Genomic DNA, 23042 nt, shown 5'->3' with positions numbered 1-23042 from the left:
CCCATCGGGTGCGACATGGTGGGGATGGCAAAGCTCTACCTCCATATCGGCGCGCACAAGACCGGCACGACCGCCCTTCAGGGGGCATTCGACGCGGGCCGCGCCACGCTGGCCCGCCACGGCGTCACCTACCCGCGGGCCTGCTGGTATCATCACGCGCAGCATCGCCTCGCCTTCGCGCTCAAGAAGATGGCCGACAGCGTGCGGGGCGATGTCCCCGATTTCGACACCGAGCTGGCCGCGCTCGAGTCGACGCTGGACGGGGTCGCGGTGGCGGTGGTCTCCTCCGAGGAATTCTTCGCCCTCACGCCCGACCGGATCGCCCGGTTGCGCGACGGCCTTGCCGCGCATGATGTGCATGTCATCGCCACGGTGCGGCGGCCCGACACGATGTTCCTGTCGATCTACAACCAGAAGGCCAAGCAACCGGGCAACGGGTTCGGCCGCATGGTGTCGGCCTTTCTCGACAAGCCCGAAACGCTGGATGGCGACATTTCCGCGGGGCGCTGTCTCGGCGGCTGGCTCGACGTGTTCGGGACCGACCGGGTCACGGTCCTGCGCTACGAGGACGGGCCCGCGGTCCCGCAGATGCTGGGCTGTCTCGGCCTGCCTGGGGATCTGGATCTGCCCGCGGGCTCTGCCAATGCAAGCCTGCCCGGCGCGGGGGTCGAGGCGATGCGGCTGGCCAAGGCCCTGAAGTTCTCGACCGAGGCGCAGCGCAACCTGCTGGTGGTCGCGCATCACACCTTCGCGGGATACCCGCCCTATTACATGAGCCTCGAGGATCGCCGCCGGATCGTTGCCCTGTTCGAGGCCGAGAATGCCGCCCTCTTCGCGCGGCTGGGGCAGGACAACCCCTATACGCCCGACACCGTTTCGGTTCGGGACGACACGCCGCGCCCCAATATCCGGATGCGCGACCTGATGGCCCTTCTGGGCGAGGTGCTGGACGACCCGGCCCGCTAGGCGGGGGCGAGGTTCGCCTCGTGGGCCGCGATCGCGTCCTCGAGATCGTCAAACCAGGTCAGCCGACCGTCCTCGAGTACGGCGCCCGCGTCGCAGATCTGCCGGATCAACGGCATCGCGTGGCTGACGACGATGGCCGACGCATTCTCCATCCGGGCCGACAGGACCTCGGACGAGCGGCGGCGGAACGCCGCATCGCCCACCGACGTGACCTCGTCCACGAGATAAGTGTCGAAGGGCACCGCCATCGATACCCCGAAGGCGAGGCGCGAGCGCATCCCCGCCGAGTAGGTCCGCACCGGTTGGTGGAGATGGGCCCCGAGCTCGGCGAATTCGGCCACGAAGGCGACCATGGCCGAACTGTCCACACCGTAGATCCGGGCGATGAAACGGGCGTTCTGCGCGCCCGTCAGGTCGGGGTGGAACGCGCCCGCGAATCCCACGGGCCAGCTGATCGTGCCGGTCGAGCGGATGCGGCCCGCATCGGGCAGGACCGTGCCCGCGATCATCTGGAGAAGCGTCGATTTCCCCGCACCGTTGCGCCCCAGAAGGGCGACGGAGCGCCCGGTGGGAAACGTCGCTGTCATATCGCGGGCGACGATCTTTTCGGTCGGCCCGGTGCGGAACCGCTTCTGCAACGCTTCGAGCCGGATCATCGCCGGTCGCGGAGCGCGTAGGCGACCAGAACGATGGTGGCCCAGCCGAGAAAGGCGAAGAGCCCGACCATCGCGGCAATCATCCCCCGTTTGGGAAAACGCGCCGCCTCGGGGACCGTCGGTTCGACATGGGCGGCGAGGTAGCGGTTCTGGGCCCGTGCCTCGGCGCGGGCGGCCGCGTGGGCGGCAAGCGCGGCGGTATAGCTGTTCTCGGCGAAGCGGCGATCGACCTGCAACCGCTCGTATTCCCCGACCACGTCGGCCAGTGCCGCGCCGTCGCCGGTGCCCATCTTGCCGCGCTCGGCGGCGATACGGGACCGGATGACCTCGACCGTCAGCTCGGCCTGGGCCAACCTCGGGTCGCCCGCGCGGGTGCGCTGGCTCAGGAGGTCCTGCTCGATCAACGCGGCGGCGAGACGCCCCTCCAGCTCGCCGATGAGGGCCGTCTGGGTTCCGGCCTCGGCACCCGGATCCACCAGTCGGTTGCGGTTACGGAAGGCGGTGACGGCCGCGCGGGCGTCCTTGAGCGCTTCGACCGCCCCGTCGAGCTCGACCCGCGCCAGCCGGATCGCATCGGCCTGCGCCGCGTCCGACAGCGCGTTGACGAGATCGGTGCCCCGTGCATGGATCGCCGTCGCGATGGCGGTCGCGTCGGCCGGCGTGAAAGCAAGCGTTCGCACTTCGATCAGGCCGGTGCCCGCATCGTAAGAGGTGCGCACCATGCGGCCCCAATGGTCCACGAGATCCTCGATCGTACCGGGCGCGCGGTAGGCGAAGATCGGGTCGTTCGCGGGGCGCGACCAGATCGCGCGGAGGTCGAGCGCGGCGTCGATCTCGGCGACGATCCGCTGCGACGCGATGTATTCGTAGAGGATGTCGGCATCCGCACTGCCCGAGCCGCCGATCTCGGTGATGCCGCCGAGAAGCTGGACCGCCGACGGCGCATCCTCGGCCCGGACCGAGAAGGCGACGGTCGAGGCGTATTGATCGGCGGCGCGGGCATGCAGGTACCCCGCGGCCAGCGCTGTCGGCGCGACGACGAGCGCGAGAAAGCTGAAGAAGACGGCGACATGGCGACCCTGCCTGCGCGCCAGCGTCGCGGGCGGGGCGACGGGCCGGGGCGGCTGCGGCGGCGGTACGGGCCGCAACGCCCCCGCGGCCGGCATCGCCACGACCTGCCGCGGCCCCGCCGGGGAAGGCATCGCGGCGGGCGGTTGGGCGGCCTCGGGGCGGGACATTGTCATGGCCCGACCATGCCTCACAAATCGTTAAGGCTTCGTATGCCATAGCTCGAAGATGGCAGAACCGGTCCCCCCTCCCGCCCTGCGGGACCTTTGCGGCGGGCGTCGATGGGGCAGCGCCCGGACCATCGGCGCGCTGATCCTGCGCGAAATGACAACGAGCTACGGGCGCTCGCCCGGCGGCTATCTCTGGGCGGTGATCGAACCCGTCGCCGCGATCGCCGTGCTGACGGGGCTCTTCGCGCTGGCGTTCCAGTCGCCGCGCCTCGGCACCAACTTCCCGATCTTCTATGCCACGGGCGTCATCCCGTTCCTGATGTTCACCGATCTCGCGGGAAAGACGGCCGCGGCGCTGACCTTCTCGAAGGCGCTGCTCACCTATCCGAGCGTGACCTTCGCGGATGCGATCATCGCGCGGTTCGCGCTGAACCTCGCGACGCAGGTGATGGTTGCCGCCATCGTGCTCGCGGGGATCCTGTGGGCGTTCGACACGCGCACCGCGCCCGATCTGGGACTGATCATGCTGGCGCTCGCGATGGTGGCGGTCTGCGCGCTGGGGGTCGGGGTGGTGAACTGCCTGCTCTTCACGCTGCTCCCGGTCTGGCAACGGGTCTGGAGCATCGCGACCCGTCCCCTCTTTCTTCTGTCCGGCGTGCTCTTCGTCTTCGACGACGTGCCCGCGCCCTATGACGACTGGCTCTGGTGGAACCCGCTGATCCACGCCGTCGGGGTGATGCGGCGGGCGTTCTACTTCAACTACGCCGGCGAGTACGTTTCGGTGGCCTATGTGATCGGGCTGGGCATGGGACTGACCGTGATCGGCCTTCTGTTCCTGCGCCGCTACCACCGGGTCCTTCTGAACCGTTAGAGCATCGCGTCGAGCCACGCCTCGGGCGTCGCGTCTAGGTTGAGGAGGCCGCCCGGCGCGCCCAGCGCGGTGGCGCTCCGGACGGCCTCGCCCTGCGCGCCCAGCGCGAAGGCATGGACTGGCAGGCCGGTGGCAAGCGCCTCGTGGGTGGTGAACGAAAAGGTTTCGGGACAGATCGACGGGATCAGCCACCGGTCGACGCCATAGCGCGCCACGAGGTCGGGCAGATCCTCGATCGCGTAGGTGCCGTGGACGATCGCGTCGCCGGCGAGCGCGTGCCCCGGCGCGATGTTTCCCAACAGGACCAGTCGCGCGCCGCCGCGTGCAACGATCACCTCGCTCAGCCGCGACAGGACCCGCGCGCCCTTCACCGGGTCGATATTGCCGAGCACGCCGATCACCGGCGGACCTTCGGGCGCGGCCAAGCGCGGGATCGCGTGCGGCAGGGCGTGGGGACGGACCGTGATCCGGGCCGCCGCCTCGGGATAAGCGGCGGCGACGATGTCCCGGCCGGAGGTCGAGAAGACCCGGATCTCGGCGGCTCGCGCCATCAGCCGACCCCATCGCGCGCGCCATTCGGTCAGGGAGATCTCCGCGCCGCCGGACGCGCGATAGAGATGCGCCGGGTCGGTCGATGTGGCCTCGGGCACGCCCCGGAACACGCCGTCGCCATCCATGAGATTGAACGATGGGCCGAGCGGGAAATAATCGTTCATCAGGACGGTCAGGCGACCGCCATCGGCCAGATCGATCAGGCGGTCCGGCAGCGCGACAGGGTCGCGTTCACCGACGCCGCAGCCGTAGATCACGTGGCGGTTGCCGAGCGGCGACAGCAGGGCCTCGATATCCTCGAAGAGGTCGGTCTCGCCGGCGGCCATCCGGTCCGGTCCGTGAAGTTCGAGCCGCCACCGGGCCACGCCGCCCACTCGCAGCACCAGCGCTCCGCCTCGCCCGGTCACGTCCTCTGCGATCAGACCGCGCTGTACGGTCTCGGCCCCGCCGCCCATCGCGTGGGCCAGGTAGATCGGTACCGGGCGCGGGTCGGCCCCGAGCTCGGCGATCCCGAGGGCCAGACGCGTCGTCGCAAGCGGATCGCGTGCGATGAAGGCCTGTACCTCAGCGTCGTAGCGTGGGTAACGCTCGGTGATCACGCGTCCGGCACGGGCGATCATCGCCAGCTTCTCATTGCCGAAGGACTGCCCGCCGCGATGCTCGACGAAGAGCCGGGGCTGGGCGACGTTGCGGCCGCCCAGCGCGCGCGCCCTCTGGCACCAATCGACCTCCTCGCCATAGCCGCGCCCGAAGGCGGTATCGAGGCGCGGAATCCGGTCGAGGAACCGGCGCGACATCGCCATGCAGAATCCGACGCCGGTGGGCGCCTCGACCGGTACGGGTGCGGACAGCGTACGCGCGCGCGCGTCGATCGTGTCGGCCGCGCCGGGTGCGACATCGTGGCGGATGCAGAGCCGGGGCTGGGTGAAGATTTCGGCGTCGTTCGACATCGGCGTGACGGTCGCGACGCGGGGATCGTGGAGCGGAGCCATGAGGCGGCTGGACCAACCCTCGGGCACGAGCGCGTCCGAGTTGAGCAGCACGACGTCTTCGCCCCGCGCTCCCGCGACGGCGAGACCGCGATTGACCGATCCGATGAAGCCAAGATTGGATGCGTTTTCGAGCAGGGTAACCTGGCCCTCGGGGCGCGCCGCCGCCCACGCCCGCAGCCAGGGCCGCACCCGGTCGTCGGGCGAGCAATCCTCGATCGCCACGAGATGCCAGGGCAGGTCGGTATGGCGCAGCACCCGGTCCAGCGCCTCCTGCAAAAGGTCGAAGGCGTTGTAGACCGGCAGGACGATGCAGATCGGGCGCGTGCTGGCCGGGTCCGGCGGAGCCGGTTGGAGGACCGCGGGGTCGATGCGCGTGGTGTCGATCTGTGCGGGTCCGAGCCCGAGCAGATCGCGCACCCGGCTCCGGGCCGCGATGTCGCGCCGTGTGATCCAGCGGAGTGCGGCCGGTGTGGCGCGGGTCGCGGCCTTGACGAAGGGCCAGGCCGTGTCGCGGAGCGCGGCGCGGCGATCGCCCTCGGTGAAGGCCGGCAGGGGGATGTCGAGCGTGGTCCCGTCCGCGCAGGTGAAGCGGAGCCCGTGGTCCTGCGGCGCCCATGGCATCGAGACCGACCAGCCGGGTGCGGCCCCCGGCTCAAGGCCCAGTTCGGCCGTCACGTCGGGTCGTGGGATCGACGGCACGACCGCGCGCGTGGCGTCGGGCGAAATCAGCGCCACCTCGCGCGCGCGGGCCCAGCCGTCGACATGGATGCGGTGCCCGGCGTAGCGGATCCTGTCGACGAAGCCGACGGTGCGGTCGTCCGGGCCGATGACGGGAAAGCCGTCGAGATGCATCGTCATATGCGCGCCGGCATAGCGCAGGAAGATTTGCCACGGCAGGCCGACCACGGCCGGAACCCGCAGGCGTTTCCGGCGCGGTGCATCCACGATCAGGCTCATCGGCAAACTCTCCCGCAGGTTCGGCCGGTCGCATCATGCGGTCGGCTTTCATGCGCGCATCGTGTAGGAAGAAGGTTAATGAACTACGTCATCCCCGCGCCGATCCGCCCCGCCATCGCCGTAGCCGAGACCGACGCGCGTTTCCCGCTGCGCCGCATCTTCTGCGTCGGACGCAACTACGCGGCCCACGCGCGCGAGATGGGGCGCGATCCGGAGCGCGAGCCGCCCTTCTTCTTCACCAAGCCCGCGGATGCGGCCGTGCCCGCGACAGGCGTGATCGCCTATCCGCCGGACACGTCCGACCTGCATCACGAGGTCGAGCTCGTGGTCGCGCTCGGCGCGGGCGGCACGGACCTGTCGCCCGAGGCGGCGCGCGGCTGCATCTGGGGCGCGACGGTCGGCATCGACCTGACGCGGCGCGACCGCCAGCAGGAGGCCAAGGACGCGCGGCGGCCGTGGGACTGGGGCAAGGCCTTCGACGCCTCCGCGCCGCTGGCCCCGCTGGTGCCGATGGCGCGGGTGCCCTCGCTGGCCCAAGGGGCAATCCGGCTCTCTGTGAACGGTGAACTTCGCCAAGCGGGCGACCTGTCGGAGATGATCTGGCCCGTGGCCGAGACGATCGCGTTCCTGTCGCGCTCGATGACGGTGGCGGCCGGCGACCTGATCCTGACGGGCACGCCCGCAGGGGTCGGCCCGCTTGTCCCCGGCGACCGGGTGGAGGCCGATATCGAAGGGCTCGCAGCCCTCTCCTACACGGTCGGGCCTAGAGCGACGCCGTGATCCCGCCATCGACGTAGAGCGTCGTCCCGTTGACGAAGCTCGACGCATCCGAGGCGAGGAAGATGCAGGCGCCGACCAGCTCCTCGACGCGGCCCCAGCGCCCGGCGGGCGTGCGCTTCGACAGCCAAGCCGTGAACTCGGGGTCGTCCACGAGCGCCTGGTTCAGCGGAGTCTCGAAATAGCCGGGGGCCAGCGCGTTGCATTGGAGCCCATGCTGCGCCCAGTCGGTCGCCATTCCCTTGGTCAGGTTTCCGACGGCACCCTTGGTCGCGGTGTAGGGCGCGATGCCGGGCCGGGCGAGGGCGGTCTGGACCGATGCGATGTTGATGATCTTGCCCGCGCCGCGCCCGATCATGTGCCGCGCGACGGCCTGTCCGACGTGGAAGACGCTGGCGATATTGGTCTGGAGCAGGCGCTCGAACGCATCCGCCGGGAAGTCCTCGAGTGAGGTGCGGTGCTGCATGCCCGCGTTGTTCACCAGGATGTCGATGGCGCCGGTCCCGGCCTCGAAGGCGTCGACGGCGGCGCGCACCGCGTCGTGGTCGGTCGCGTCGAACGGCAGCGTGTCCACCGTCGCGCCGGTCTCGCGCAGCGTCGCGGCGGCCGCGTCGAGCTTGGCCGTGTCGCGTCCGTTCAGCACGATCGCCGCGCCTGCCGCCGCCATGCCGCGGGCCAGCGCCAGCCCGATCCCCTGGCTCGATCCGGTCACGAGGGCGCGCGTGCCGGTCAGGTCGAAGAGGTCGGTGCTCATGGGCGTGTCTCCAAGGGCCTCGACGGTCGCGGCCGGACCTGTTTGTGTGATCGTCATCCGCGACAAGTCAACCGGAGGCCCCATGCGCGCCATCGTCATCCACGCCGCCCGCGACCTGCGCATCGAGGATCGGGCCGATCCCGGAGATCCGGGGCCGGGTCAGGTGCGCGTTGCGATGGCGGCGGGGGGCGTCTGCGGATCGGATCTGCATTACTTCAATCATGGCGGTATCGGCGACACGATCCGCCTGCGCGAGCCGATGATCCTCGGCCACGAGGTCTCGGGCCATGTCGAGGCGGTGGGCGAGGGCGTCGATCTCGCTGTCGGCGACCTGGTCGCGGTGTCGCCGTCGCGGCCCTGCGGCGCGTGCGAATATTGCCTGCGCGGCCAACCCAATCACTGCCTCAACATGCGGTTCTATGGCTCGGCCATGCCGTTCCCGCATATTCAGGGCGCGTTCCGCCAGACCCTGATCGCCGATGCCGCGCAATGCGCCCCCGCGGGCGATCTCAGCCCCGGCGAGGCGGCGATGGCCGAGCCGCTCGCGGTCTGCCTCCACGCTGTGCGGCAGGCCGGTGGGCTGGTCGGGCGGTCGGTGCTGGTGACGGGCTGCGGGCCCATCGGGCTCCTGACGATCCTCGCCGCGCGGCGCGCCGGGGCGGACCGGATCGTGGCGACGGACCTCGCCGCCTTCCCGCTGGAGATGGCACAGGCCGCCGGGGCCGACGAGGTGCTGAACATGGCCGAGGATCGCGACGCGCTCGCCCCCTTCGCGCGCGGCAAGGGCACGATGGACGTGGCGTTCGAATGCTCGGGCGCGGGGCCCGCGCTGGCCGGTGCCATCGCCGCGCTGCGCCCCGGCGGGACGCTGGTGCAGCTGGGCCTCGGTGGGGACATGACTGTGCCGATGCAGGCTCTGACGGCGAAGGAGCTGTCGCTTCGGGGCAGCTTCCGGTTCCACGAGGAATTCCACACCGGCGTCAGCCTGATGCGGAAGGGCCTGATCGACGTGGCCCCGCTCATCACCCATACGGTGTCGCTCGACGATGCATTGGCCGCGTTCGAGGTGGCGGGCGACCGCAGCCAGGCGATGAAGGCTCAGATCGCGTTCGCCTGAACCGCTGCCTCGAGCTCGGACAGGTATGGTCGGGGCAGGCGGTCGAGCAGGGTCTTCGCGTCATCGCGAGCGCCGGCACCCGCCCAGCCATCGGGATGAAATGCATCGGGCAGGCCCGTGGCCCGCAGCGCGATCCGTCGCCAGTCATGCACGATCAACACGCGAACGACCGCAATGCCCAGCGGATCGAGCGGCGGCAGCGGCTGCCGTGCGAGCGAAGCGAAGGCCTGCGCCACGCGCGCGGTTTCGGCCATGAGGTCCGGCGACACGGTCGCCCGCCGCATCCATTCGGGCGGGGGGCGGTCGAGGCGGAGCGCATGGCCCACCGGACGGGCCGAGAGCCCCATCTGCGGCGTCACCCACAGCGTATCGAGCGCCGCGCCGGCCTCGTCGAGCACGAGATAGCCCGCGTCTGGCACCACGGGACGATAGATCGACGGCGCCGCGGACCGCGTCTCGGCCGCGCCGCGGGCCGTCAGGTCGTAATCGGTGGTCCGACCGGAGCGGTGGCTCTCGATCCAGCCTTCCTTCCGCAACCGGTGCAGCGCCACGCGCACGGCCTCGGGACGAAACCCGATCTCGGCGCCGATCCGACGCAGGAGCGCGCCGCTGATCCGGTCGCCAGACGTCGGGGCCAGGTCGCCGAACACCGTCACGAGGACGGACCAGACGCGCGGGCTCTGACCGGCGGTCAGGATCTGGACGATGCGGTCGAGGTCGGACATGTCCCCGGTCTAGGCGGTCGCCCCGTCCCGCGCCACCATCGTCAGAAGTTCGTAGGTCGCCACGGTGTCCCCCGCATCGTCGGTCACGGTCACGTCCCAACGGACCTCGCCGTAGTCGTCGGTGCGGGGCGTCTTGGCCTTGACCGTCAGGGTCACCTGGATCGCGGTGCCCGGCGCGACAGGCTTCTGGAAGCGCAGCGCGTCGAGGCCTGTATTGGCCAGCACGGGGCCTTCGTCGGGATCGACGAAGAGGCCGGCCGCGAAGGAAAGCAGCAGGTAGCCATGCGCCACACGGCCCGGGAAGAACGGGTTCCGGGCCGCGGCCGCGTCATCCATGTGGGCATAGAAGGTGTCACCGGTGAATGCGGCGAAATGGGCGATATCGTCCGAGGTGACGGTGCGCGAGCCGGTCTCGAGCGTCTCGCCGATGTCGAGCGCGTCGAAACTGCGGCGGAAGGGGTGCGCCGGGCCCTCTTGGGTGCGCGCACCGGCGAAATGGCGGCCCGCGATGGCGGCGATATGGGTCGGACTGCCCTGCACGGCGGTGCGCTGCATGAAATGCTTCACGCCGCGGATTCCGCCCAATTCCTCGCCGCCGCCCGCGCGGCCCGGCCCGCCATGGATCATATGCGGCATCGGCGCGCCGTGGCCGGTGCTCTGGTCCATGCTGTCGCGGTCGTTGAAATAGAGCCGTCCGTGCCACGCCGCCATGCCGAGCGTCGCCTGCCGCGCGACCGCCGGATCGTGGGTGATGACCGACGCGACGAGGCTGCCGCCGCCCCGGTTCGCCAGCGCGATCGCGTGGTCCATATCGCGGCAGGGCATGACGGTCGAGACCGGGCCGAACGCCTCGCGCGCGTGGACGGCGCGGGCGGCGTCGGGGTCGTCGCAGCGCAGAAGGATCGGCGCCAGCAGGCCGCCGGGGCGGTCCATGTCGGGGGCGGTGACGCGCACCGTCTCATCGGCGAGCGCGGCGACGCAGTCCAGCACATCCGTCTTCTGCTCTTCGGAGACCAGCGCGCCCATCCGGGTGGCGTCGTCGCGCGGGTCGCCCGTGACGATGCGGTCGAGCTTGGCGCGCACGGCGTCGGTCAGCGCGTCGATCTGCGCCTCGGGGACGATGATCCGACGGATCGCGGTGCATTTCTGGCCCGCCTTGGTCGTCATCTCGCGCACGGCCTCGGTCACGAAGAGGTCGAACTCAGGCGTGCCCGGAACGGCATCCGGCCCGAGGATCGAGGCGTTGAGGCTGTCCTGTTCGGCCGTGAAGCGCACGCCCCGGTCGAGGAGGTTGCGATTGCCGCGCAGCTTGGCCGCCGTCGCCGCCGAGCCGGTGAAGCCTACGACATCCTGTGGACCCAGCCGGTCGAGCATGTCGCCAAGGCCCCCCGCGACCATCTGGAGCGCACCGTCGGGCAAAAGGCCCGAGTCGAGCATCAGCCGCACCGCGGCCTCGGTCACGTAGCAGGTCGCCGTCGCAGGCTTCACGATGGACGGCATCCCTGCCAGGAAGGCGGGCGCGAATTTCTCGAGCATCCCCCAGACGGGGAAGTTGTAGGCGTTGATCTGGACCGCCGCGCCGCGCAGGGGCACGCAGACATGCTGGCCGATGAAGCTGCCGTCGCGGCTGAGCTGTTCGGGTCCGCCATCAAGATAGACCTTCTGGTCCGGCATTTCGCGCCGGCCCTTCGAGGCGAAAACGAAGGTCGTGCCGATCCCGCCGTCGATGTCGAAGGCATGGTCCTTTCGCGTGGCCCCGGTCGCATAACTGACCTCGTAGAGCGCGTCCTTGTGGGCCGTGAGATGCTGGGCCAACGCCTTGAGGATGCGGGCGCGGTCGTGGAACGTCATCTCGCGCAGCGCGGGGCCGCCTACGGCGCGCGCGTGGTCGAGCATCGCTGCGATGTCGACGTTCCCGTCCCCGGTCAGCGCGATGGGCGCGCCCGTCGCCGCATCCGCGATGGTGCGCGCATCCGCGCCGGGACCGATCCAGCGACCGGCGGCGAAGCTCTCGACCCGATGCAGCGACATGACGATCCTCCCCGGATGGCTCGCGTCTATCGTTGACCGATCGGTCGGTTATGTGCAACCTCCGCGACATGGGGGAGGGACCATGCCCGAGATGACCGCCGAGGACCGCGCCGCGCGCGCGGCAGACGCCATGTGGCAGGGCGACGCCGCTTCCGCCTGGTTCGGAATGGAGCGCGTGGCCGTATCCGAAGGCGCCGCGACCCTGCGCATGACGGTGGCGCCGCATCATTGCAATGGCCACGGCACCTGCCATGGAGGGGTGATCTTCAGCCTCGCCGACAGCGCCTTCGCCTTCGCCTGCAACTCGCGCAACCAGGCCACGGTCGCACAGGCGGCACAGGTCAGCTTCCTGGCGCCCGGCCGTGCCGCGGACGTGCTGACCGCGACCGCGCGCGAGGTGTCGCTCAAGGGGCGCTCGGGCCTTTACGACGTGACCGTGACGCGTGCGGACGGAGACGTGATCGCAGAATTCCGCGGCATGTCCCGCGCCATCCCCGGCCAGCTTTTCGAGGAAACGACATGACCCCCCTCGACCCGATCGAGACCGCCCCCCGTGCCGAGATCGAGGCGCTGCAACTCGACCGCCTGCGCGCCACACTGGTCCATGCCTACGGCAATGTCCCCCACTATCGCGCGGCCTTCGACGCGGCGGGGGTGCACCCGGACGATCTGACGACGCTGGCCGACCTCGCGCGCTTTCCGTTCACCGTGAAGGACGACCTGCGCCGCGCCTATCCGTTCGACATGTTTGCCGTGCCGCGCGAACGCATCGCCCGGATCCACGCGTCATCGGGCACCACCGGCAAGCCCACGGTCGTCGGCTATACCGCCCAAGATATCGAGACGTGGGGCGACCTTGTGGCCCGCTGCCTGCGCGCGGCCGGCGTGCGCGCGGGCGACATCGTCCACAACGCCTACGGCTACGGCCTCTTCACCGGCGGGCTCGGGGCGCATTACGGGATCGAAAAGCTGGGGGCGACGGTCATTCCCATGTCCGGCGGCCAGAGCGCGCGGCAAGTCCAGCTGATCGAGGACTTCCGCCCCCGCGCGATCATGGTGACGCCCAGCTACATGCTGAACCTTCTCGAGGAATATCACCGGCAGGGCCTCGACCCCAAGGCCTGCCCCATCGAGATCGGCATCTTCGGGGCCGAGCCCTGGACCCCCGCCATGCGCGCCCAGATCGAGGCCGCCTTCGACATGGACGCGGTCGACATCTACGGCCTGTCGGAAGTGATGGGGCCCGGTGTCGCGCAGGAATGCGTCGAGACGAAGGACGGGCTGCATATCTGGGAGGATCACTTCCTGCCCGAGATCGTCGACCCCGAGACCGGCACGGTCCTGCCCGACGGCAGCGAGGGCGAGCTGGTCTTCACCACGCTCACGAAGGAGGGGATGCCCGTCATCCGCTACCGCACGCGCGACCTGACGACGCTGATGCCCGGCACGGCGCGCACCCACCGGCGGATGGCAAAGGTGACGGGCCGCAGCGACGACATGATCATCCTGCGCGGCGTCAACGTCTTCCCGACCCAGATCGAGGAGCGGGTGCTCGCGGTGCCCGGCCTCGCCCCCTATTTCCAGATCGAGCTTCTGCGCGAGGGTGCGATGGACGCCATGCGCGTCCATGTCGAATGTGCGCCCGGTGGCGATGCCGAGACCTGCGCCGCCGCGCTGACCCGCGGGATCAAGGACATGGTCGGCATCTCCTGCGCGGTGGTCGTCGCGGACCCCGGCGGGGTCGAACGCAGCCAGGGCAAGGCGCGGCGCGTGGTCGACAACCGGGGCGCCTGATGGGGCGCGCCGTCGCCCGCGACCACGACGACAAGCGCCGCGCGATCCTGAAGGCCGCCGCCCGCGTGTTCGCCCGCGACGGCTTCGCGCGTGCCTCTATGTCGGGGATCGCCGCCGAATGCGGGATCTCGAAGGCGAACCTCTATCACTACCACACGGGCAAGGACGGGCTTCTGTTCGACCTGCTCGACGCGCATCTGTCGGACTTGCGCGACCGTTTCGCCGCGGTCGACCTGACGGGCCCCGACCCGCTGCGCGCCCTGCTGACCGACCTTCTCCTGGCCTATGAGGGGCGAGACGACGAGCACCGCATCCAGACCGAGGCGATGACGCTCGTGACGCCTGCGCAGGCCGCGATCCTTCGGGGGTATCAGCGCGAGATGGTCGCGCGCCTGTCAGGTGCCCTCGCCGCGCAGGCGCCGCACCTCGATCGCGGCGCGCTGCGGGACGCCACCATGAGCGTGTTCGGCATGGTGAACTGGTTCTACCTCTGGTCGCCGGGCGCCGACCGCGCGGCCCGGATCGCCTATGCCGGAACGGTGGCCGACATCGCGACCGGCGGGGTCGGCGCGATCGGGGCCTAGTGTCCGGTGTAGTATTCCAGCGCGATCCGGTCGCTCAGCGGGTAGGATTGGCACGAGAGGACATAGCCGCCCTCGACCTCGTAATCCTCGAGCGCGTGGTTCTGCACCATCTCGACCTCGCCTTCGGTCACGCGGCACATGCAGGTCGAACAGACGCCCGCCTTGCAGGCGAAGGGCGCATCGATCCCCGCGGCGAGCGCGGCTTCGAGGATCGTCTGGTCGCGGTCCATGCTGATCGTCTCGGTCGCCCCTTCGAGGGTGATCGCGACTTCGGTGGGCTTGGCCGCCACGTCGGCCCTCGGGCGCTGGGCCACGCGCCCCGGCTGACCGCTGGCGAAGAGTTCGAAGCGGATCGCGTCCTCGGGCAGGCCGTGATCCTTCAGCGCCGCCGCGATGGCCAGCATCATCGGTTCGGGTCCGCAGATGAAGGCGAGATCGACGGTGTCGATGGCCACCCACTGCCGGAAGAGCGCGGCGCATTTCTCGCCGTCCACCCGCCCGGTGAAGAGGTCGATGTCCTGCGCGTCCTGTTCGAGGATGTGGACCACCGCGAGTCGCGCGAGATAGCGCGACTTCAGGTCGTCCAGCTCGTCGCGGAACATGATCGTGTTCACGGCGCGGTTGGCGTAGATCAGCGTCGCCCGCGACCCGGGCTCTCGGTCCAGCACAGTTCGGAGGATCGACAGGATCGGCGTGATGCCCGAGCCACCCGCGAAGAGCAGGTAATGCCGCTCGGCATCGGGCGCGATGGCCGCGTGAAACCGCCCCATCGGCGGCATCGCCTGCACCGTGTCGCCCACGGCCAGCTCGGTATTGGCCCAGCCCGAGAAGGCACCGCCCTCGACGCGCTTGATCCCGACCTGCAACGGCTCGCCGGGAGCGGCGCAGATCGAATAGCTGCGCCGAAGCTCGGTGCCGTCGAAGTCGCGGCGGAAGGTCAGGTACTGGCCCTGGGTCCAGTCGAAGCCGTCGGGCGCGTCCAGGGTGACGACGACCGCGTCGCGGATCGTCTTGCGGATATCGGTCACGGTGAGGTCGTGGAAACGGGCCATCAGATGCACTTGAAGTAGTCGAAGGGCTCAAGGCAGGCGTCGCAGCGCCATTGCGCCTTGCAAGGGGTCGAGCCGAACTGGCTGACCCGGGTGACATCGACGCTGCCGCAGCGCGGACAGGCCTCGGGGCCGCCCGCGGGCGAGGGGGGGGCGATGCCGTAGCGGCGCAGCTTCTCGCGTCCGGTGTCGGTCATCCAGTCGGTCGTCCAGGGCGGGTCCAGGCGGATCCGCAGGTCCGGCTCCAGGCCTGCGCCGCGAAGTGCCATGTCGATGGCGAGGGTGATGGCGCTGGTGGCCGGACAGCCGGAATAGGTCGGCGTGATCTCGACGCGCGCGTGGTCTCCGTCGAGCGCGGCGCCGCGGACGATGCCGAGATCGGTGATCGAGAGGACCGGGATCTCGGGGTCCGGGATGCCCGTCAGAAGCGCCCAGAGTTCGGCATCGCTGCGGGGCGTCGGACTGCCCGGCCCGGTCGCCGCCCCGGCCATGCTACCGGGCACGGGGGCGGGGCTGGGGCGCGGGGTTACCACGAGGCCCCCGGATAGGCGCGCTGGAGCCACTGCATCTGGGTCAACATGTGGCCCAGATGTTCGGAATGCCGCGCGCCGGTTCGCCCGCCGGCATGGGCGAAACCGTCCTCGGGACGGGTCAGGGTGGCGTCGGCGAGGACGGCGCCGATCGCCGCGTCCCATCCCGCGCGCAGCGAAGAGGGCAGGGGGGCGATCCCGGCCTCCGCCATGGCCGCGTCGACCTCGTCATCCGCGAACATCTCTCCCGCGAAGGGCCACAGCCGGTCGAGTGCCGCCTGCATCCGCGCGTGGCTCTCCTCGGTGCCGTCGCCGAGGCCCACGACCAGCCCGGCGATCCGCTCGGCGTGGTAGGCGCCTTCCTTGACCGCTTTCGCCGCGATGGCGGCCACGGCCGCATCGCGCGATCCGGCCAGCGCGCGAAGCTGCGCGAGGTGCCAGTGATCGAAGAGGAAGGAGCGCATGATCGTATGGCCGAAATCGCGGTTCGGCTGTTCGACGAGTAGGAGGTTCCGGAAATCCCAGGCGTCGCGCAGCATCGCCAGATCGTCCTCGGAGCGATCCGCCCCCTCGACCTCGCCCGCGCGCGCCAGCCACATCCGCGCTTGTCCGATCAGGTCGAGCGCGGTGTTTGCCAGCGCGATATCCTCCTCGAGCGCCGGCGCCGTGCCGCACCATTCCGAGATGCGGTGCCCGAGGACGAGGGCGTTGTCGCCCATCCGCAACAGGAAGGTGACATGCGGATCGGTCACATCGCACCCACGTCGTCGGGGATGTCGAAGAAGGTCGGGTGGCGGTAGGTCTTGTCCTCGGCCGGATCGAACATGGGGCCCTTCTTCGACGGGTTCGACGCCGTGATCTCGGCGGAGGGGACGACCCAGATGCTGACGCCTTCCTGGCGGCGGGTGTAGACGTCGCGCGCGTGGTGCATCGCCATCTCGGCATCGGCCGCGTGGAGCGAGCCGACATGCCGGTGGCTCATGCCGTGCTGACCCCGGATGAACACCTCCCAGAGCGGCCATTCGCGGCGGGCGCGGCCCTCGGGCGTCTCGGTTCCGGGATAGGGCTGGGTCGCGTGATTGCTCATGCGTCCGCCTCCGCGCCGTGGGCGCAGCGCCGGAAGGCGGCCATGTCGACATGGTCCCAGCCGAAGGCGTGGTCCGTCGACCCGTGCGCGCGCAGATGGGCCAGCCGGTCCATGGCCTCGACCAAGGTGGGGCGGTGACCATCCGGGACATGCCACATCACGAAATGCGGCTTCGTCATCGTCTCGAACCAGTCGGTTCCGCGGTCGTAGAACCGGGCGTGAACCGTGTTGAAGACGTAAGCCCCGAGGTTTTCGACATCGGTCCAGACCGACAGGTTCGAGATCATGTCCGGGTCACCCGGCACCGAGATATCGGTCGCGTTGCCGCCGTCGGACTGCATGCGCCAGACGAAGCCGGGGCTGCGTTCGGCGAGCGCATTGATCCGGTCGAGATTGTCCATGAAGGGCGCGATCCGGTCGTCGTCCAGCGCGTAGCGGGCATAGCCGACATTGAGTTCCGCGATATTCATTCCGCCGCCACCTTCGCGGCACGCCGCTTCTCGGCGTGGGCCATCATCCCTTCGCGGACCCATGCGCCGTCGTCCCAGGCCTTGTTCCGGGCCTCTAGCCGTTCGGTGTTGCAGGGGCCGTTGCCTTTCAGGACGTCGTAGAACTCGGACCAATCGGGCTCGGTGAAGTCGTAGTGCCCCGTCTGCTCGTTCCATGCGAGATCGGGATCGGGCACCGTCAGACCCAGCCACTCGGCCTGCGGCACGGTCTGGTCGACGAATTTCTGCCGAAGCTCGTCATTGGTGTTCATCTTGATGCGCCACGCCATGGATTGCGCGGAGTGCACGCTGTCCTTGTCGGACGGCCCGAACATCATCAACGCCGGATACCAGAAGCGGTCGAGCGCATCCTGCGCCATCCGGCGCTGCGCCTCGGTGCCGCGGGCCATCTTGGCCATGATGTCGAAGCCCTGCCGCTGGTGGAAGGACTCCTCCTTGCAGATGCGGATCATGGCGCGGGAATAGGGGCCGTAGCTGGTCCGCTGCAGCGGCACCTGGTTCATGATCGCCGCCCCGTCGACCAGCCACCCGACCGCGCCCATGTCGGCCCAGCTGAGTGTCGGGTAGTTGAAGATCGACGAATACTTCATGCGGCCATCCAGCAGCATCTCGGTCAGCTCGTCGCGGCTGACGCCCAGCGTCTCGGCGGCGCAGTAGAGGTAGAGCCCGTGCCCCGCCTCGTCCTGCACCTTGGCCAGCAGGATCGCCTTCCGCTCCAGCGTCGGCGCGCGGGTGATCCAATTGCCCTCGGGAAGCTGGCCCACGATCTCGGAATGGGCGTGCTGGCCGACCTGCCGGATCAGGGTCTTGCGATAGCCCTCGGGCATCCAGTCCTTCGGTTCGATCTTCTCGTTCGCGTCGATCCGGGCCTGGAACGCGGCGAGCTTTTCGGGGTCGTCGGCCGTCGCCTCGGAGGTCACCATCTGGGCATACATCGTCAGGTCCTTTCCAAGATCATCGCGGCGCCCTGTCCGACGCCGACGCACATCGTCACGAGCGCGTAGCGCCCGTCGATGCGTTGCAGGTGTCGCGCCGCCGTCAGTGCAAGGCGCGCGCCCGACATGCCGAGCGGATGGCCCAACGCGATGGCGCCGCCATGGGCGTTCACGCGCGCGTCGTCATCGGCCAGCCCCAGCGCCCGCGTCACGGCCAGCGCCTGCGCGGCGAAGGCTTCGTTGAGCTCGATCACGTCCATGTCGCGGATCGTCAGGCCCGCGCGGGCCAGCGCCTTCTCGGTCGCGGGGACCGGGCCGATCCCCATGACGCGGGGCGCCACGCCCGCCGAGGCCATCGTCACGACGCGCGCCATCGGGGCCAGACCATGCGCCGTTGCCGCCGCGCCCGACGCGATCAACAAGGCGGCGGCGCCGTCATTGACGCCCGAGGCGTTGCCCGCCGTCACGCTCAGATCGGGGCCGTTCACGCCGTGAAGCGTGGCGAGCTTCGCGGCATCCGTTCCCGGGCGCGGATGCTCGTCGGTGTCGAAGACGACCGGATCGCCGCGCCGCTGGGGCAGGACGACCGGCGCGATCTCCTCGGCGAAGATCCCGGCGGCCTGGGCGGCGGCCCAGCGGGCCTGCGAGCGGGCGGCGAAGGCGTCCTGATCCGCGCGGCTGATCCCGTGCTCGGCGGCGACGTTGTCGGCCGTCTCGGGCATCGAATGCGTGCCATGGGCCTTGTGCATCGCCGGGTTCGGGAAGCGCCAGCCGATGGTGGTGTCGTAGGTCTCGACCTTGCGGGACCAGGCCCCGTCGGCCTTGCCGGTAACGAAGGGCGCGCGGGTCATGCTTTCGGACCCGCCCGCGATGCAGAGGTCGTAATCGCCCGCCTTGATACCCCGCGCGGCGAAGCCCACCGCGTCGAGCCCGCTGGCGCAGAGCCGGTTGAGCGTGATGCCGGGCACGCTATCGGGCAGGCCGGCCAGCAGGGCTGCCATGCGGGCGACGTTGCGATTGTCCTCGCCCGCCTGGTTCGCCGCGCCGAGAATGACCTCGTCGATCTCCGCCGGGTCCAGCGACGGGTGCCGCGCCATCAGCGCGCGGATCGGGTGCGCCGCGAGGTCGTCGGCGCGCATCCCGGCGAGGGCGCCGCCGAAGCGCCCGATCGGGGTGCGGATGCCGTCGCAGATGAACGCGTCCATCGGAACTCCTCGGGGTTGGCGGTAGGCGGGATATATCGCATCGGACTCCCTGCGGCAAGAAACATGTTACGCCCTGACGCAGATTCAGAAGGTCATGTAACGTTACTGCGTCCGGGTCGTCGCCCCCGGTCGCAGCACGCAGTCGAGGCGCATCACGGGGTCCGGGGCCAGCCCGTTCAGCCGCGCCAGAAGGTTCTGCGCACCGATCTCGCCGATCTGGCGGCGGGGCGTCTTCAGCGTCGTGATCGGCCGCGGCATCACGGTCGTCAGGTCGAGGCCGTTGAACCCGACGATGCCGATTGTGCCCGGCACGTCGAGGCCCGCCGCCTCGGCCGCCATGAGACCGCCGAAGGCCATGTTGTCGGTCAGGAAGAACACCGCGTCGGGCGCGTCGCTGCGGTCGATCCGGGCAAAGCCCTCGGCGCCGGCCACGAAGCTATTGCCCCCGGTCACGGCGACCCGCCGGACCCCGCCCGCCCCGACATCACGGAAGGCCTGCACGATGCCCGCGAAACGCTGGTCGGCACGGGGATCGACGCCCTCGGGGGCGCCGACATAGACGGGCCTGCGGTAGCCGAGCGAGGCGACGTGGCGCGCCAGCGTGATCCCCGCCTGCAGGTGGTCGATGCCGACGCAGATGTCGATCGGATCGTCGGTCACGTCCCAGATCTCCAGCACCGGGGTGCGGCCCGCAAGAAGGCGGGTGCGGAGCGCCGGCGCGTGATGCACCCCCGTCAGGATCAATGCGGCGGGGCGCCAGGCCAGCGTCCGCTCGGCCCAGGACATCTCGCGGTCGAGATCGTAGTCGCTGGTATCCATCACCGAGGAATACCCGGCCCGCTCGAAGGTGCGCCGCATTCCCGAGAGGACGTCCGCGAAGACGTCGTTCAGAAGCGTCGGCAGCGAGATGCCGACCAGCGTGGAATTCGTCACCGCCAGCGCCCGCGCCGCCGAGTTCGGGAAGTACCCCATCTCCTGCGCCAGCCGGACGATCCGCTGGCGCGTCGTCGCCGATACGCCGTCGACGCCGCGCATCGCCCGGCTGACCGTCATCAGCGACACGCCCGCCGCTTCGGCCACGGCGCGGATATCGGCGGCGCCCCCGCTCTTTCGCCTGCGCAATTCCCAGTCCTGACAGGCGCTTGCGCCCCGCTACGTTAACGTTAACGTCCATGGGGAACGTGGCACCTTCCCAGCGGGCCGTCCAGTGGGAAGGATGGCCGGGCACAGCCGGAGGGGAGGCCGCGTTGCCGCGTATCACGTTCGACCAGGTCGAGAAGTCCTTCGGGCGCACCCGTGTGCTGCCGCCGCTCGATCTCGTGCTGGACGATGGCGAATTCACCGTTCTCGTGGGGCCGTCGGGCTGCGGCAAGTCGACGACGCTGCGCCTTCTGGCGGGGCTCGAGACGCTGTCGGGCGGCGAGATCTATTTCGATGACCGTCCCATCGGATCGCTGGAGCCGAAGGAGCGGGACATCGCGATGGTGTTCCAGGATTACGCGCTCTACCCGCATATGAACATCGCGCGAAACATGTCATTCGCGCTACGGCTTGCGCGCCAGCCGAAGGCGACGATCGATGCCGAGGTCGGGCGCGTGGCCGAGATGCTGAACATCGCGCACCTCCTCGACCGCAAGCCCGCCGAGCTCTCGGGCGGTCAGCGCCAGCGTGTCGCCATGGGGCGCGCCCTGGTGCGCGACGCAGGCACGTTCCTCTTCGACGAGCCCTTGTCGAACCTCGACGCCAAGCTGCGCGCCAAGATGCGGACCGAACTGGCCGAGATGCGCGACACGATCGACAAGAACATGGTCTACGTCACCCACGACCAGGTCGAGGCGATGACGCTGGGCGACCGCATCGTCGTGATGAACGCAGGCGAGATCCAGCAGCAGGGCACCGCCGAGGAGCTGTTTGCCAACCCGGTGAACCGCTTCGTGGCCGGCTTCATCGGCTCACCCTCGATGAACTTCCTCGCCGGCGAGATCACCGGCGACCGGATCAAGGGCGAGGGCTTCGACCTGCCGCTCGACGGCGAGCTGGCGGCCCGGGCGCGCGCCGCCGCCACCCGCGAGGTCGAGGTCGGCATCCGCCCGTCCTCCATCGTCCTCGAGGGCGGCGCCGATATCGAGCTGCGCGTCATCGTGTCCGAGTATCTCGGGGCGCAATCGGTCCTCGTGACCCGCTGCGGCCCCGCCGAGGTGCTGGCCGAGATCGCCAGCGCCGACCGCATCCCGACCGGCCAGTCCCGGCGCTTCGGGGTGCGCACATCCGAAATCATGCTGTTCGACAAGGGATCAGGCGCAAGGATCTGACCCACGCCACCAAGGGAGGAACATCGATGTTCACGAAGTGGAAACTGACCGGCACGGCCATCGCCGTCGCCATCGCGGGGGCGGCCAACGCCAATCCCTACGAACCCTATGCAGGCACGACGCTGGTCGTGAACTTCCCGGCCCATCCGCATTACGACGCGGCGATCGAGGTGCTGGACCAGTTCACCGAGGAGACCGGAATCGAGGTCGAGGTCGACCAGCTGCAATACCTCAAGATGCGCGAGCGCCAGACGCTGGAGCTGACCAAGGACGAGGGCGATTACGACCTGATCTCCTATGTCGTCTTCTCGAAGGGCGACTACGTCTATGCCGACCAGCTCGAGAACCTGGCCCGCTATTTCATGAACCCCGCGCTGGCGGATCCGACCTACGACCAGGCCGACCTCATCAACGGCTACGTCCAGAATATCGGCGTCGCTGGTGGCGAGAAGGGGTACCTGCCCGGCCAGCTGGGCTCGGCCTTCGGCGTGCCCTTCGGCTCCGAGACCTCCGTTCTGGCCTACAATACGGAGATCTTCGAGCGTCACGGGCTCGAGGCGCCCGAGACTTATGACGAATTGCTCGAACTGGCCTGCCAGATCCCCGAGCTGGAGCCCGGCGTCGGCGGCATGGCGTCCCGCGCGGCCTCCGGCCACCAGGCAAGCCACGCGTTCCTGCTGCACCTCGCGCCGCTGGGCGGCCGCGTGTTCGACGACAACTGGGAGCCGCGGATCAATGACGAGGCGGGGCTCGCCGCAGCCAACGCGCTGAAGACCATCGTTGATTGCGGACCCGAGGGCGGCACCACATTCGGGCCCTCCGAGGCCGCCGCGGCCTTCCGCCAGGGTCAGGCCGCGATGTTCCTCGATTCGATCGCCTTCGCGGCCGGGTTCGAGGATCCCAGCCAGTCCACAGTCGCAGGCAAGGTCGGCTACGCGCTCCACCCGATGGGCGTACAGCGGGCGTCGCAGACCGGCGGCTTCGGCATCGGCATCCCGAAGAACGCGCAGAACAAGGAGGCCGCGTTCCTCCTGCTGCAATGGCTGACGTCGAAGCACGGCGACAAGCTGGTGGCGATGCAGGGCGGCAACCCGTCCCGCTTCTCGACCTATGCCGATCCCGAGGTGCAGGCCGCGTTCCCCTATTCGGAGACCTTCGGCGAGGCGCTCAAGTATGCCGATCCCGACTGGCGTCCGATCATCCCCGTCTGGGGCGGCATCAATGCCGATATCGGCACGACCATGAGCCAGGTCCTGACCGAGGGGCTGGACCCGCAGGAGGCGCTGGACGGCGTCGCCGAGCGTGCCCGCGCCACCATGGAAGAGGCCGGGTACTACACCTGGGCCGACCAGGAGTGAGGGCCGTGGCGCGCCGTCCGTGACGGCGCGCCCGGATGGCGTC

23 protein-coding genes are annotated in these 23042 nt (G+C 69.7%); 9 read left to right on the top strand and 14 right to left on the bottom strand.

All coding sequences use genetic code 11. The features are described from left to right. The first annotated feature begins 24 nt into the window (after positions 1-24). Positions 25-966: a hypothetical protein gene (locus Q0833_RS15950; protein ID WP_298437255.1), complete on the top strand. Its 942-nt coding sequence runs from the start codon at positions 25-27 to the stop codon at positions 964-966. Here Q0833_RS15950 and Q0833_RS15945 read toward each other — a convergent pair. Then, complete coding sequence (locus Q0833_RS15945; RefSeq protein WP_298437253.1) at positions 963-1622, bottom strand: ABC transporter ATP-binding protein; 660 nt, start codon at positions 1620-1622, stop codon at positions 963-965. The genes Q0833_RS15950 and Q0833_RS15945 overlap by 4 nt on opposite strands. Then, positions 1619-2866 (bottom strand): capsule biosynthesis protein, encoded by a 1248-nt coding sequence (locus Q0833_RS15940; protein ID WP_298437250.1) that lies wholly within the window; start codon positions 2864-2866, stop codon positions 1619-1621. The genes Q0833_RS15945 and Q0833_RS15940 overlap by 4 nt, the downstream gene beginning before the upstream one ends. A 52-nt stretch (positions 2867-2918) precedes the next feature. Between Q0833_RS15940 and Q0833_RS15935 the strand changes: the two genes are divergently transcribed. Then, positions 2919-3731 (top strand): ABC transporter permease, encoded by an 813-nt coding sequence (locus tag Q0833_RS15935; protein WP_298437247.1) that lies wholly within the window; start codon positions 2919-2921, stop codon positions 3729-3731. Here Q0833_RS15935 and Q0833_RS15930 read toward each other — a convergent pair. Continuing rightward, positions 3728-6232, bottom strand: a complete 2505-nt coding sequence (locus Q0833_RS15930; RefSeq protein ID WP_298437244.1) for a glycosyltransferase — start codon at positions 6230-6232, stop codon at positions 3728-3730. The two genes, Q0833_RS15935 and Q0833_RS15930, sit on opposite strands and share 4 nt — an antisense overlap. Before the next feature lie 78 nt (positions 6233-6310). Between Q0833_RS15930 and Q0833_RS15925 the strand changes: the two genes are divergently transcribed. Then, positions 6311-7012 carry a fumarylacetoacetate hydrolase family protein gene (locus Q0833_RS15925; RefSeq protein ID WP_298437241.1) on the top strand — a complete coding sequence of 234 codons (702 nt, stop codon included), beginning with the start codon at positions 6311-6313 and terminating at the stop codon, positions 7010-7012. Here the strand turns inward: Q0833_RS15925 and Q0833_RS15920 are convergent. Further along, positions 6996-7763, bottom strand: coding sequence for an SDR family oxidoreductase (locus Q0833_RS15920; RefSeq protein ID WP_298437238.1), 768 nt, complete (start codon positions 7761-7763; stop codon positions 6996-6998). The genes Q0833_RS15925 and Q0833_RS15920 overlap by 17 nt on opposite strands. 82 nt (positions 7764-7845) lie before the next feature. On the opposite strand from Q0833_RS15920, the gene Q0833_RS15915 reads away from it, so the two are divergent. Further along, complete coding sequence (locus Q0833_RS15915; RefSeq protein ID WP_298437235.1) at positions 7846-8880, top strand: L-idonate 5-dehydrogenase; 1035 nt, start codon at positions 7846-7848, stop codon at positions 8878-8880. On the opposite strand, the gene Q0833_RS15910 is transcribed toward Q0833_RS15915, so the two are convergent. Together Q0833_RS15910 and paaZ are read right to left on the bottom strand one after the other, a co-directional pair. Next, positions 8862-9605, bottom strand: a complete 744-nt coding sequence (locus tag Q0833_RS15910; RefSeq protein ID WP_298437233.1) for a PaaX family transcriptional regulator C-terminal domain-containing protein — start codon at positions 9603-9605, stop codon at positions 8862-8864. The genes Q0833_RS15915 and Q0833_RS15910 overlap by 19 nt on opposite strands. A gap of 9 nt (positions 9606-9614) precedes the next feature. Beyond that, positions 9615-11636 (bottom strand): phenylacetic acid degradation bifunctional protein PaaZ, encoded by a 2022-nt coding sequence (gene paaZ, locus Q0833_RS15905; RefSeq protein ID WP_298437231.1) that lies wholly within the window; start codon positions 11634-11636, stop codon positions 9615-9617. Positions 11637-11727: 91 nt separating this feature from the next. Here paaZ and paaI point away from each other — a divergent pair, with 91 nt between their 5' ends. Genes paaI through Q0833_RS15890 form a run of 3 tightly spaced genes read left to right on the top strand, consistent with a single transcriptional unit; the run spans position 11728 to position 14014 of the window. Then, on the top strand, positions 11728-12159 hold the full coding sequence (gene paaI / locus Q0833_RS15900; RefSeq protein WP_298438345.1) for a hydroxyphenylacetyl-CoA thioesterase PaaI: 432 nt from the start codon (positions 11728-11730) through the stop codon (positions 12157-12159). Continuing rightward, positions 12156-13430 carry a phenylacetate--CoA ligase PaaK gene (gene paaK, locus Q0833_RS15895; RefSeq protein WP_298437228.1) on the top strand — a complete coding sequence of 425 codons (1275 nt, stop codon included), beginning with the start codon at positions 12156-12158 and terminating at the stop codon, positions 13428-13430. Before paaI ends, paaK begins: the two co-directional genes overlap by 4 nt. Beyond that, a complete protein-coding gene (locus tag Q0833_RS15890) occupies positions 13430-14014 on the top strand; it encodes a TetR/AcrR family transcriptional regulator (protein WP_298437225.1) in 585 nt (194 codons plus the stop codon). The genes paaK and Q0833_RS15890 overlap by 1 nt, the downstream gene beginning before the upstream one ends. Here the strand turns inward: Q0833_RS15890 and Q0833_RS15885 are convergent. The 8 genes from Q0833_RS15885 to Q0833_RS15850 all read right to left on the bottom strand — a co-directional run bounded on the left by Q0833_RS15885 (position 14011) and on the right by Q0833_RS15850 (position 20451). Continuing rightward, positions 14011-15066 (bottom strand): 2Fe-2S iron-sulfur cluster-binding protein, encoded by a 1056-nt coding sequence (locus Q0833_RS15885; protein ID WP_298437222.1) that lies wholly within the window; start codon positions 15064-15066, stop codon positions 14011-14013. The genes Q0833_RS15890 and Q0833_RS15885 overlap by 4 nt on opposite strands. Beyond that, positions 15066-15554, bottom strand: a complete 489-nt coding sequence (paaD, locus tag Q0833_RS15880; protein WP_298438342.1) for a 1,2-phenylacetyl-CoA epoxidase subunit PaaD — start codon at positions 15552-15554, stop codon at positions 15066-15068. The genes Q0833_RS15885 and paaD overlap by 1 nt, the downstream gene beginning before the upstream one ends. A gap of 35 nt (positions 15555-15589) precedes the next feature. After that, the gene (gene paaC / locus Q0833_RS15875) at positions 15590-16345 is read right to left on the bottom strand and encodes a 1,2-phenylacetyl-CoA epoxidase subunit PaaC (RefSeq protein WP_298437219.1); all 756 of its coding nucleotides are present in this window, start codon (positions 16343-16345) and stop codon (positions 15590-15592) included. Further along, a complete protein-coding gene (paaB, locus tag Q0833_RS15870) occupies positions 16342-16680 on the bottom strand; it encodes a 1,2-phenylacetyl-CoA epoxidase subunit PaaB (protein WP_298437216.1) in 339 nt (112 codons plus the stop codon). Before paaB ends, paaC begins: the two co-directional genes overlap by 4 nt. Continuing rightward, a complete protein-coding gene (locus Q0833_RS15865; protein ID WP_298437213.1) occupies positions 16677-17150 on the bottom strand; it encodes a DUF3291 domain-containing protein in 474 nt (157 codons plus the stop codon). The genes paaB and Q0833_RS15865 overlap by 4 nt, the downstream gene beginning before the upstream one ends. Further along, on the bottom strand, positions 17147-18124 hold the full coding sequence (gene paaA, locus Q0833_RS15860; RefSeq protein ID WP_298437210.1) for a 1,2-phenylacetyl-CoA epoxidase subunit PaaA: 978 nt from the start codon (positions 18122-18124) through the stop codon (positions 17147-17149). The genes Q0833_RS15865 and paaA overlap by 4 nt, the downstream gene beginning before the upstream one ends. A gap of 2 nt (positions 18125-18126) precedes the next feature. Next, on the bottom strand, positions 18127-19329 hold the full coding sequence (gene pcaF, locus Q0833_RS15855) for a 3-oxoadipyl-CoA thiolase (protein WP_298437207.1): 1203 nt from the start codon (positions 19327-19329) through the stop codon (positions 18127-18129). Between the two features lie 102 nt (positions 19330-19431). Next, the gene (locus Q0833_RS15850) at positions 19432-20451 is read right to left on the bottom strand and encodes a LacI family DNA-binding transcriptional regulator (RefSeq protein WP_298437204.1); all 1020 of its coding nucleotides are present in this window, start codon (positions 20449-20451) and stop codon (positions 19432-19434) included. A 125-nt stretch (positions 20452-20576) separates the two neighbouring features. Between Q0833_RS15850 and Q0833_RS15845 the strand changes: the two genes are divergently transcribed. After that, on the top strand, positions 20577-21641 hold the full coding sequence (locus Q0833_RS15845; RefSeq protein WP_298437201.1) for an ABC transporter ATP-binding protein: 1065 nt from the start codon (positions 20577-20579) through the stop codon (positions 21639-21641). A gap of 26 nt (positions 21642-21667) precedes the next feature. Continuing rightward, positions 21668-22999, top strand: coding sequence for an extracellular solute-binding protein (locus tag Q0833_RS15840; protein WP_298437198.1), 1332 nt, complete (start codon positions 21668-21670; stop codon positions 22997-22999). Positions 23000-23042: the final 43 nt, after the last annotated feature.

Origin of the sequence: uncultured Jannaschia sp., assembly GCF_947503795.1 — a bacterium.
Taxonomy (GTDB): Bacteria; Pseudomonadota; Alphaproteobacteria; order Rhodobacterales; family Rhodobacteraceae; genus Jannaschia.
Note: the sequence above shows the minus strand (reverse complement) of the source record. Positions and strands in the feature narration are given on the sequence as shown.

What these genes read in the sequence shown, in the direction of transcription:
- Q0833_RS15950 (WP_298437255.1), top strand. Translation starts at nt 25, where the DNA reads ATGGCAAAGCTCTACCTCCATATCGGCGCGCACAAGACCGGCACGACC.
- Q0833_RS15945 (WP_298437253.1), bottom strand. Translation starts at nt 1,622, where the DNA reads ATGATCCGGCTCGAAGCGTTGCAGAAGCGGTTCCGCACCGGGCCGACC.
- Q0833_RS15940 (WP_298437250.1), bottom strand. Translation starts at nt 2,866, where the DNA reads ATGACAATGTCCCGCCCCGAGGCCGCCCAACCGCCCGCCGCGATGCCT.
- Q0833_RS15935 (WP_298437247.1), top strand. Translation starts at nt 2,919, where the DNA reads ATGGCAGAACCGGTCCCCCCTCCCGCCCTGCGGGACCTTTGCGGCGGG.
- Q0833_RS15930 (WP_298437244.1), bottom strand. Translation starts at nt 6,232, where the DNA reads ATGAGCCTGATCGTGGATGCACCGCGCCGGAAACGCCTGCGGGTTCCG.
- Q0833_RS15925 (WP_298437241.1), top strand. Translation starts at nt 6,311, where the DNA reads ATGAACTACGTCATCCCCGCGCCGATCCGCCCCGCCATCGCCGTAGCC.
- Q0833_RS15920 (WP_298437238.1), bottom strand. Translation starts at nt 7,763, where the DNA reads ATGAGCACCGACCTCTTCGACCTGACCGGCACGCGCGCCCTCGTGACC.
- Q0833_RS15915 (WP_298437235.1), top strand. Translation starts at nt 7,846, where the DNA reads ATGCGCGCCATCGTCATCCACGCCGCCCGCGACCTGCGCATCGAGGAT.
- Q0833_RS15910 (WP_298437233.1), bottom strand. Translation starts at nt 9,605, where the DNA reads ATGTCCGACCTCGACCGCATCGTCCAGATCCTGACCGCCGGTCAGAGC.
- paaZ (WP_298437231.1), bottom strand. Translation starts at nt 11,636, where the DNA reads ATGTCGCTGCATCGGGTCGAGAGCTTCGCCGCCGGTCGCTGGATCGGT.
- paaI (WP_298438345.1), top strand. Translation starts at nt 11,728, where the DNA reads ATGACCGCCGAGGACCGCGCCGCGCGCGCGGCAGACGCCATGTGGCAG.
- paaK (WP_298437228.1), top strand. Translation starts at nt 12,156, where the DNA reads ATGACCCCCCTCGACCCGATCGAGACCGCCCCCCGTGCCGAGATCGAG.
- Q0833_RS15890 (WP_298437225.1), top strand. Translation starts at nt 13,430, where the DNA reads ATGGGGCGCGCCGTCGCCCGCGACCACGACGACAAGCGCCGCGCGATC.
- Q0833_RS15885 (WP_298437222.1), bottom strand. Translation starts at nt 15,066, where the DNA reads ATGGCCCGTTTCCACGACCTCACCGTGACCGATATCCGCAAGACGATC.
- paaD (WP_298438342.1), bottom strand. Translation starts at nt 15,554, where the DNA reads ATGGCCGGGGCGGCGACCGGGCCGGGCAGTCCGACGCCCCGCAGCGAT.
- paaB (WP_298437216.1), bottom strand. Translation starts at nt 16,680, where the DNA reads ATGAGCAATCACGCGACCCAGCCCTATCCCGGAACCGAGACGCCCGAG.
- Q0833_RS15865 (WP_298437213.1), bottom strand. Translation starts at nt 17,150, where the DNA reads ATGAATATCGCGGAACTCAATGTCGGCTATGCCCGCTACGCGCTGGAC.
- paaA (WP_298437210.1), bottom strand. Translation starts at nt 18,124, where the DNA reads ATGTATGCCCAGATGGTGACCTCCGAGGCGACGGCCGACGACCCCGAA.
- pcaF (WP_298437207.1), bottom strand. Translation starts at nt 19,329, where the DNA reads ATGGACGCGTTCATCTGCGACGGCATCCGCACCCCGATCGGGCGCTTC.
- Q0833_RS15840 (WP_298437198.1), top strand. Translation starts at nt 21,668, where the DNA reads ATGTTCACGAAGTGGAAACTGACCGGCACGGCCATCGCCGTCGCCATC.